This is a genomic window from Pseudomonas sp. BGI-2 (assembly GCF_004310295.1).
In the GTDB taxonomy this organism is placed as follows: Bacteria; Pseudomonadota; Gammaproteobacteria; order Pseudomonadales; family Pseudomonadaceae; genus Aquipseudomonas.
Genome location: NZ_SISB01000009.1, coordinates 137,449 through 147,254, shown reverse-complemented (window position 1 = coordinate 147,254; position 9,806 = coordinate 137,449). Strand labels below are relative to the sequence as shown.

Here is a 9,806-nt window from a genome sequence, read left to right as displayed (position 1 = left end):
GCGTAATCATCGAGTGCTGCGCGAGCATATTCGTAGCCCACAGGTGCATGTTCCTTCCTCGCCGACAACTGACTTCCAGCGATATCAGTATGGAAGAGAAAGGAACGGACTACCTATATCGCGAGCAGGCTCGCTCCTACATTGGACTCCCTGACACTGGAGCTCCCTTGTGGGAGTGAGCCTGCTCGCGATGAGCGCGACTCGCTGTCAGCTATGAAACAGCAAAACCAGCAGCACCAGATTCACCACCATCATCACCAACGCCAACGTCCGCCACACCTTCAACGGCTCGCGCTCCAGCAACGGCCTAGGCCGCACACTCAAACTGCGCCGCTCTCCCTGTTCCAATAGCAACAACCATTCTTCCGCCGTTTCAAAGCGCTGAACCGGATCCGCCGCCACCGCGCGCTCCAGGCTTTGGGCGATCCAGTCCGGCAGGTCGGGGCGATAACGACTGGCGCTGACGGGCACACCAAACCGTGGACGCTGGAAGGCTTCGATTTCGCCGTAGGGATAATGCCCGGTCAGCAGGAAATACAGGGTCACGCCGACGGCATACAAGTCCTGCTGCGGAGTCGGAGCGTCACCGCGAAAGGCTTCCGGCGCGATATAGCTCGGTGTTCCGGGCAGGGTCGTGGGCTGGTCTTCAGACAGACCGGGGCAGTAGGCGAGGCCGAAATCCAGCAGGCGCAACTCGCCGTCGTCGCCCAACAACAGGTTTTCCGGTTTGATGTCGCGATGAAGAATCTGCCGGCGATGCAGCATGCCGACGGCTTTCAGCAGGCGCTCGGCCAAATCCTGCCATTGCGCCAGCGGCATCGCTGCAACCCGCTCGTGCAGCTCCGCCAGGGTAGAACCGGAATGTTCGCGCATCACATAGTACAAATGCTGACGCTGACTGGCGGCATGAACTTCAGGGAAATGCCGGCCGGCCACACGCTTGAGAAACCACTCCTCTGACAGCAATGCCTGCCCGGCCAGGTGATCGTCGCGCAGCGCACCGGGCAAGGTTTTCAGCAGCCAGGGTTGTTGCTGGCTGTCGCGAACCCGATAGAGCAGCGACTGCTGGCTCTGGCCAAGAATCCCTTCGACCTGCCAACCCTCGAACACCTGGCCCGGTTTCAGTGCGGGTGGAAGGGGCCATTGCTGCAAATGAATCAGCGCATCGCCGATGCTCGTTTCACCGAGGGCATCGACCCGCACCAGCAGGGCACTGGCATTGTCCTGACTGCCAGCCAGATGCGCTGCGCTGACCAGGGTTTGCGCAGCGCTGTGCAGGTCCGGTTGATCGCGCAGAATTGCCGCAATGGCTGTGTCACCCAACACGGCCCAGATACCGTCGCTGAGCAGCACGAAGCTTTCGTTTAATCGCAACTCGCCATCGAGAAAATCCAGGACCAAATGCTGGTCGAGCCCCAGCGCCCGTTTGAGCACATGCTGCATGCCTGGTTGATCCCAGACGTGATCCTCGCTGACCCGTTGCAACGTGTCCGCGTGCCAGCGATAAACCCGGCAATCGCCCACATGGGCCAAGGTAAAACGCCTACCGCGCATGACCAAGGCACTGACCGTGGTGAGCAGCGGTTGCCCACCGCCATTGGCCTGCAGCCAGCGATTTTGCGCCAACAGCAGGCGATCCAGCGCTTGCGCGACACCCCAGGTTTCCGGGGTGGCGTAGTAGTCCAGCGCCAGGGCCTGCAAGGTCGAACGGGCGGCAAGACCGCCGTCGGCGCACTGGCTGACCCCGTCGGCGATGGCGAACAGGTAACCCTTGCTCGCCGCCAGCGCCGGGGCCGGAGTGACCAGGCGCAGGGCGTCCTGGTTTTCCTCGCGAGGGCCGATGGCGCTTGCTTCGGCAAAGCTCAGTTGCAGGCTCATTAAGGCCTCAGACCCGGGCAGCAGTCACAGCGGCCGAACCCCACGTGGTTCTCCAGCGACGTTTCACCCCGTGCAGGCCGAACCAGGCGAGCACGCCGAGGCTGGCGAACAACCACAAGGCCAGTTGATAGCTGCCGGTGCTTTGCTTGATCGCGCCCATGCCCGCCGCGAGTGCGAAGCCGCCGATGCCGCCGGCCATGCCGATCAAACCGGTCATCACGCCGATCTCCCGACGAAAACGCTGCGGGACCAGTTGGAAAACCGCACCGTTACCCGCACCCAGACCGAGCATGGTGCAGACGAAAAGCGCCAGTGCCGCGTAGGAACTCGGCAGATTGAAACCCACCGCCGCGATGCAGACCGCTGCGACCGTGTACATGCCCAGCAACGTGCGGATACCGCCGAAACGGTCCGCCAGCGCGCCGCCCAATGGACGCATCAGGCTGCCACCGAACACGCAAGCCGCGGTGTAGTAGCCGGCGGTCACCGGGCTCAGGCCGTATTGGTCGTTGAAGTAGCCGGGCAGGGCGCTGGCAAGGCCGATGAAGCCGCCGAAGGTCACGCTGTAGAAAAACATGAACCACCAACTGTCGCGGTCGCCCAATGCCTTTAAGTAGTCGGACATGGACTTGGCTTTCGGCCGCTCAGGGGCGTTTTTGGCCAGCCAGGCGAAAACGATAATGGTCAGGATCAGCGGGATCAGGGCGAAACCGAACACGTTGCTCCAGCCAACTGCGGCCGCCAGTACCGGGGCGATCAATGCGGCGAGCACTGTCCCCGAGTTACCGGCACCGGCGATGCCCAGGGCCTTGCCTTGATGCTGCGGCGGATACCACTGCGAGGCCAGCGGCAGCGCGACGGCGAACGACGCACCGGCCATGCCGAGGAACAGGCCCAGTACCAGCGCTTGCTCGTAGCTGTGGATGCCGAGTTTCCAGGCACCGAACAGCGCACAGATAACGATCACCTGGCCGATCAGCCCGGCGGTTTTCGGCGACAGGCGATCAGCCAGCAAGCCCATGACAAAGCGCAGCACGGCACCGGCCAGAATTGGCGTGGCCACCACCAGCCCGCGCTGTTGGGTCGTCAGGTGCAGGTCGGCGGCGATTTGCACCGCCAAGGGGCCGAGCAGGTACCAGACCATGAAACTCAGGTCGAAATAGAGGAACGCTGCGAACAACGTGGGCTTGTGACCGGATTTCCAGAAGCTTGAATTCATCGCGCACCTCAGCTGTAGGGAGTCTCGAGAAGGAGTCAGGAGCTTGCAGGTGGGGCGCCGCTTCGGCCGCACCACCGGCCCCGATCTCTGGGGCCAAAACGAAAAAACGCCGCCACCCGGTTCGCCATGAGCAAATGAGGTGAGCGACGTCTTTGTCGTAGGTGGGCAACCGCCGTTGGTTACCTGTGTGGATTACTTAGCCAGATCTGTGCCAACACCCGGAGACCGAGTTGCGGCCTTCGCGGGCAAGTCGGATCGCCGCACCGCTCGCTCCTACTGGTTTTGTGGTGCCTTCAGATGGTTTGGGCGCCGCAAAACCTGTAGGAGCGAGGCTTGCCCGCGAAGGCGTCTTCACAGGCTCCGCAAGGCTTCAGCCAAGCAACTCACTCATGGCAATAATCTGCTCCGCCACCTGAATCAGCTTCTGCTGCCGGCTCATGGCCTGGCGGCGCATCAGGGTGTAGGCCTCTTCCTCGTTGCAGTCCTTCATTTTCATCAGCAGCCCCTTGGCCAGCTCGATGCGCTTGCGCTCGGCCAGTTGCTGGTCGCGGGCGTTCAGCTGGGCGCGCAGGGCCTGATCGCTTTCAAAGCGTGCCATGGCCACGTCGAGAATCGGCTGCAAGCGTTGTGCGTGAATGCCTTCGACGATGTAGGCGCTGACCCCGGACTTGATTGCCTGGCGCATCACATCGGGGTCATGTTCGTCGGTAAACATCACAATCGGCCGCGGCTGGTCGCGGGACACCAGCACCACTTGCTCCATCACATCGCGGCTCGGTGACTCGGTATCGATCAGGATCACGTCCGGACGCACCGTTTCGACGCGCGCGGGCAGGTCGATGGTCAGACCGGATTCGTCGATCACTTCAAACCCGGCTTCGGTCAGGGCCGCTTTCAGGCGACCGACTTTCTTCGCGGTGTCGTTGATCAGCAGGATACGCAACATATTCGCAGTCTCCTGTCAGCGGCTGGCGAGAATGGGGGAGCTTTCGCTCATGGCGTGCAGCTTGAAACTGCGGGCATAACCGGTCGGGTCCGAGCCGTCCCAGATTATGCCGTCGATCAACTGGCTGCTGCGCATCTCCTGGCTCCCGGCGGCAACACCGACTGCGCTGGCGGCCTCACGGTACACGTCTAGTTGCTGGACCTGACGGGCCACGCCGAGGTAATCCGGGTCGTCGCGCAACAAGCCCCAACGGCGGAACTGGGTCATGAACCATATGCCGTCGGACAAGTACGGCAGGTTGACCTCGCCGCCCGCATGGAAACGTAGCGCGTGCTGGTCTTGCCAGCGATTGCCGAGGCCGTCGGCGTAGTCGCCGAGCAAGCGCGGTTCGATGCAATCGAGCGGCGCATCGAGGTATTCGGGCGCGCTCAACAGCTTCGCGGTGCTGCGACGGTTTTCGCTGCTGTCCTCGATGAAGCGACTGGCTTCGAGGATCGCCATCACCAGCGCCCGGGCGGTGTTGGGATATTGCTCGACAAAGGCGCGGGTGCAACCGAGGACTTTTTCCGGGTGATCGGGCCAGATGGTCTGGCTCGTCGCCATCGTGAAGCCCAGATTCTGCTTCACCGCGCTGGCGGACCACGGCTCGCCGACGCAGAAGCCATTGATGCGCCCGGCTTGCAGGTGCGCGACCATCTGTGGCGGCGGCACCACCACACTGTCGACGTCCTGCAACGGATGAATGCCCTGGCTCGCGAGCCAGTAATACAGCCACATGGCATGAGTGCCGGTGGGAAATGTCTGGGCGAAGGTCAGTTTTGGGCGACTTTGGTGCACGTGCCGGTCCAGTGCTTCAGGACTGGTCACCCCCAACGCTTGCAAGCCGTGAGAAAGGTTGATGCTCTGGCCGTTCTGGTTCAGGCCCATGAGCACCGCCATGTCGGTGGACGCGACGCCGCCGATGCCCAGGTGCACGGCGTAAATCAGACCGTACAGGCTGTGGGCGGCGTCGAGTTCGCCGCTGACCAGTTTGTCCCGCAGGTTGGCCCAGGATGACTGGCGCTTGAGGTTCAGGGTCAGGCCGTAAGGCTGCGCGAAACCCTGCGTGGCCGCGACCACTACCGAGGCACAGTCACTCAGGGCCATGAAGCCAAGATTGATTTCGGTCTTTTCCGGGGCATCGCTGCCATTGACCCAGGCCAACGGGCCCGCTGTGGTTTCATTCATGGCTAAACACCTTCCAAAAAAAAGCGCCGTTTTCCGGGCTGCTTGCCAGGGCAAGGCCGAGTGACGACGCCTTTGTCTTTCGACTCATCCCGCCGTTGGCATGAGTGCTGATGCCTATGCTGGTGCAAGGCATATGCCATCGCCAGCCGATTTTGTTGCGCAACTCGCTTGCGACCGCGATGCCCGGCTATAATCGCCGCCTCATTTCGCCGCCATTCGAGTCAAAATCACCCATGTACACCCTGGCCCGTCAGCTGTTGTTCAAACTTTCCCCGGAAACCTCCCACGATCTGTCCCTGGACCTGATCGGCGCGGGCGGACGTTTGGGCCTCAACGGCTTGCTGTGCAAGGCGCCGGCGAAAATGCCGGTGAACGTCATGGGGCTGGAATTTCCGAACCCGGTGGGTTTGGCGGCCGGTCTGGACAAGAACGGCGCGGCCATCGACGGTTTTGCCCAGCTGGGTTTTGGTTTTGTCGAAATCGGCACCATCACCCCGCGTCCACAGCCGGGCAACCCGAAGCCACGAATTTTCCGTCTGCCGGATGCCGAGGCGATCATCAACCGCATGGGTTTCAACAACCTCGGGGTCGATCACCTGCTGGCTCGCGTGGCGGCGGCCAAGTACAAGGGCGTGCTGGGTATCAATATCGGCAAGAACTTCGATACACCGGTTGAGCGGGCGGTCGACGATTACCTGATCTGCCTGGACAAGGTCTACGCCCACGCCAGCTACGTGACGGTCAACGTCAGCTCGCCGAACACCCCGGGTCTGCGCAGCCTGCAATTCGGCGATTCGCTCAAGCAGTTGCTCGCCGATCTGGCGACCCGTCGCGCCGAACTGGCGTTGCGCCACGGCAAACACGTACCGCTGGCGATCAAGATCGCGCCGGACATGACCGATGAAGAAACCGCGCAGGTCGCGCAGGCGTTGATCGAAACCGGGATGGACGCGGTGATCGCCACCAACACCACCCTGAGCCGCGTGGGCGTCGAAGGCATGGAGCACGGTGACGAGGCGGGCGGTCTGTCCGGCGCACCGGTTCGCGACAAGAGTACCCACACCGTGAAGGTACTGGCCGCCGAACTGGCCGGCCGCTTGCCGATCATCGCCGTGGGCGGCATCACCGAAGGCAAACACGCGGCCGAGAAAATCGCTGCGGGGGCGAGCCTGGTGCAGCTCTATTCCGGCTTCATCTACAAAGGCCCGGCGTTGATTCGTGAATCCGTAGACGCCATCGCAGCATTGCGCTAACCCCTGTGGGAGCGGGCTTGCTCGCGAAAGCGATTCAACCTTCAAAGATGATGCTGACTGAAACAACGCTTTCGCGAGCAAGCCCGCTCCCACAGGGAATGTGTTTGCAGCTCGAGGTGAGTTTTTTCAGGCATAAAAAAGGGCACCTCGAAGGTGCCCCTGGGCCGAAGCCCGCCGCCCGGATGGGGCGTGCGTGGTTAAGTCATTCAGTCATCAGATTGTCGTGTCGGAGTGTGTTAAGCCCTGTAATTAGCCGACGGCGTGAAGTTCGTTGAGTCTATGGATTCCCGCAGTGCCGGTCATACCGTCCCAGTTGTCGCCGCGTCCTTCTCGCCAGCCGTTAATCCAGGCTTGGCGTACCGACGGTAGAGTAAATGGGCAAAGCTCACGGGATTTGCCACCAACGCCATATTGATATCCGCGCAAAAATGCTCTTTCCAACGGATCACGCTTAAGTCTTCTCATAGGGTGTTGCCCTCACTTGTTGACTGTATTTATCGCGTCGACCTCAATTGAGGTCTGGCAGAAAAACTTCTGCCGTTGGGGCTCGCTGCCGGCGTCGCGAGCCAAGGTGTTGACGCCGTTGCGACGTCAACCTGTGTTGAGTTCTAACCAATGCGTCACATCGAGGGAATGATCGTTTTGTCATAAGAACGTAACCAGAAAGATGCTAAGGCCATAAGTAACGCGATGTTTGTCCCATGTTTATTGGCCAAAGCCCTGTATGATCGGCCCCCCGCAGGATGACGGGGTTAATCCTTTAGTGAGAATGGCTCCTGTTGAACAGGAGCACTATTCGACGAAGGGTCGGCTTATGACATTTTGTTGCATCAACTTTTTTATCTGCCTGTGCATCTAAGCTCTTCTAACCTGAGCAGCACGGGTGGGACGGCACACCTTCGTGCCACGCGGGCGCTCTTTTAGAAAAGCGCCTGATTGAAAACCGGGCCGGCAATGCGTTGCCGGTTCACTTAGAAAGGCTCTGAAATTCCAATGTCCGATCAATTCGAAATCTTCCTCACTTGCCCAAAAGGCCTTGAAGGCCTGCTCATCGAGGAAGCCGTCGGGCTTGGCCTTGAAGAAGCGCGTGAGCACACCTCTGCCGTGCGCGGCATGGCCACCATGGAAACCGCTTATCGCCTGTGCCTGTGGTCGCGTCTGGCGAACCGGGTGCTGCTGGTGCTCAAGCGTTTCCCGATGAAGGACGCCGAAGACCTGTACCACGGCGTGCTCGATATCGAGTGGCAAGACCACATGCTCAATGACGGTACCCTGGCCGTCGAATTCAGCGGTCATGGCTCGGGCATCGACAACACTCACTTCGGCGCCCTGAAAGTCAAAGACGCCATCGTCGACAAACTGCGCACCCCGCAAGGCGACCGTCCGTCCATCGACAAGCTCAACCCGGACCTGCGCATTCACCTGCGCCTGGACCGTGGCGAAGCCATTCTGTCCCTCGACCTCTCCGGCCACAGCCTGCACCAGCGCGGTTATCGCTTGCAGCAGGGCGCGGCACCGCTGAAGGAAAACCTTGCGGCAGCGATCCTGATCCGTTCCGGTTGGCCACGCATTGCGGCCGATGGCGGCGCACTGGCTGACCCGATGTGCGGTGTCGGTACGTTCCTCGTCGAAGCTGCAATGATCGCCGCCGACATGGCGCCGAACCTGCGTCGTGAGCAGTGGGGCTTCACCGCCTGGCTCGGTCACGTCCCGGCGCTGTGGAAAAAGCTGCACGAAGAAGCCACCGAACGCGCCGCGGCCGGTCTGGCCAAGCCACCGCTGTGGATTCGCGGTTACGAAGCCGACCCGCGCCTGATTCAACCGGGCCGCAACAACGTCGAGCGTGCGGGCCTGAGCGAGTGGATCAAGATCTACCAGGGCGAAGTCGGCACGTTCGAGCCGCGTCCGGACCAGAACCAGAAAGGTCTGGTGATCTGCAACCCGCCGTACGGCGAGCGTCTGGGTGACGAAGCGAGCTTGCTCTATCTCTACCAGAATCTCGGCGAGCGTCTGCGTCAGGCGTGCCTGAACTGGGAAGCGGCGGTATTCACCGGCGCCCCGGACCTGGGCAAGCGCATGGGCATCCGCAGCCACAAACAGTATTCGTTCTGGAACGGCGCCTTGCCGTGCAAATTGCTGCTGATCAAGGTCACGCCGGACCAGTTCGTCACCGGCGAGCGTCGCACCCCGGAACAGCGTCAGGTCGAGCGTGAACAAGTTCAAGCTGAAGTCGAAGTCGCCGACAACGATGTAGCGCCGGGCAAGTACGAGAAGTACAACAAGAACGGCAACCCGATCAAACCGGCCCCGGTGGTGATCGAGCAACCGCGCTTGAGCGAAGGCGGGCAGATGTTTGCCAACCGTCTGCAAAAGAACCTCAAGGCCCTGGGCAAGTGGGTCAAGCGCGAAGGCATCGACTGCTACCGCGTCTACGATGCCGACATGCCGGAATATTCCATGGCCATCGATCTGTATCAGGATTGGGTCCACGTCCAGGAATACGCCGCGCCGAAATCCATCGACCCGGAAAAAGCCTCGGCGCGCATGTTTGACGCCCTGGCGGCCATTCCGCAGGCGTTGAACATCGACAAGAGCCGCGTGGTGGTCAAGCGCCGCGAGCGTCAGAGCGGCACCAAGCAGTACGAACGCCAAGCGGCGCAGGGCAAGTTCGTCGAGGTCAACGAAGGTGGCGTGAAGCTGCTGGTCAACCTCACTGACTACCTCGACACCGGGCTGTTCCTCGACCACCGTCCAATGCGTATGCGCATCCAGAAAGAGGCGGCCGGCAAGCGCTTCCTCAACCTGTATAGCTACACCGCGACGGCCAGTGTTCACGCGGCCAAGGGCGGCGCGCGCAGCACGACCAGCGTCGATTTGTCGAAAACATACCTGGACTGGGCGCGTCGCAACCTGTCGCTGAACGGTTTCTCTGACAAGAACCGTCTGGAGCAGGGTGACGTGATGGCGTGGCTCGATGCATGCCGTGACGAGTACGACCTGATCTTCATCGACCCGCCGACGTTTTCCAACTCCAAGCGCATGGAAGGGATCTTCGACGTGCAGCGCGACCAGGTGCAGTTGATCGACCTGGCCATGGCGCGTCTGGCGCCGGGAGGCGTGTTGTACTTCTCCAACAACTTCCGCAAGTTCACGCTCGAGGAAAACCTCGCCGAGCGTTACGCCGTTGAAGAAATCACTGCCCAGACCATCGATCCGGATTTCGCCCGTAATGGCAAGATCCACCGTGCCTGGAAAATCACGGCCCGTTGACAGATAAATGATT

7 protein-coding genes are annotated in these 9,806 nt (G+C 61.2%); 2 read left to right on the top strand and 5 right to left on the bottom strand.

Annotated features, from left to right (window positions below; all coding sequences use genetic code 11):
* Nucleotides 1-207 precede the first annotated feature (207 nt).
* From EYC95_RS08835 to EYC95_RS08820, 4 genes are all read right to left on the bottom strand, one after another.
* A complete protein-coding gene (locus tag EYC95_RS08835) occupies nt 208-1,878 on the bottom strand; it encodes a bifunctional protein-serine/threonine kinase/phosphatase (protein ID WP_131060003.1) in 1,671 nt (556 codons plus the stop codon).
* Between the two features lie 7 nt (nt 1,879-1,885).
* A complete protein-coding gene (locus EYC95_RS08830; RefSeq protein ID WP_131060002.1) occupies nt 1,886-3,097 on the bottom strand; it encodes a NarK/NasA family nitrate transporter in 1,212 nt (403 codons plus the stop codon).
* A gap of 370 nt (nt 3,098-3,467) precedes the next feature.
* Nucleotides 3,468-4,043: an ANTAR domain-containing response regulator gene (locus tag EYC95_RS08825; protein WP_008146285.1), complete on the bottom strand. Its 576-nt coding sequence runs from the start codon at nt 4,041-4,043 to the stop codon at nt 3,468-3,470.
* Between the two features lie 15 nt (nt 4,044-4,058).
* Nucleotides 4,059-5,270 carry a CmpA/NrtA family ABC transporter substrate-binding protein gene (locus tag EYC95_RS08820; RefSeq protein ID WP_131060001.1) on the bottom strand — a complete coding sequence of 404 codons (1,212 nt, stop codon included), beginning with the start codon at nt 5,268-5,270 and terminating at the stop codon, nt 4,059-4,061.
* A gap of 233 nt (nt 5,271-5,503) precedes the next feature.
* Here EYC95_RS08820 and EYC95_RS08815 point away from each other — a divergent pair, with 233 nt between their 5' ends.
* Entirely contained in the window at nt 5,504-6,523 is a 1,020-nt protein-coding gene (locus tag EYC95_RS08815) for a quinone-dependent dihydroorotate dehydrogenase (protein WP_131060000.1), read from the top strand.
* Nucleotides 6,524-6,772: 249 nt separating this feature from the next.
* Here EYC95_RS08815 and rmf read toward each other — a convergent pair whose 3' ends face one another.
* Nucleotides 6,773-6,988, bottom strand: a complete 216-nt coding sequence (gene rmf, locus EYC95_RS08810; RefSeq protein WP_003223300.1) for a ribosome modulation factor — start codon at nt 6,986-6,988, stop codon at nt 6,773-6,775.
* A gap of 528 nt (nt 6,989-7,516) precedes the next feature.
* Between rmf and rlmKL the strand changes: the two genes are divergently transcribed.
* Entirely contained in the window at nt 7,517-9,793 is a 2,277-nt protein-coding gene (gene rlmKL / locus EYC95_RS08800; protein WP_131059999.1) for a bifunctional 23S rRNA (guanine(2069)-N(7))-methyltransferase RlmK/23S rRNA (guanine(2445)-N(2))-methyltransferase RlmL, read from the top strand.
* Nucleotides 9,794-9,806 lie beyond the last annotated feature (13 nt).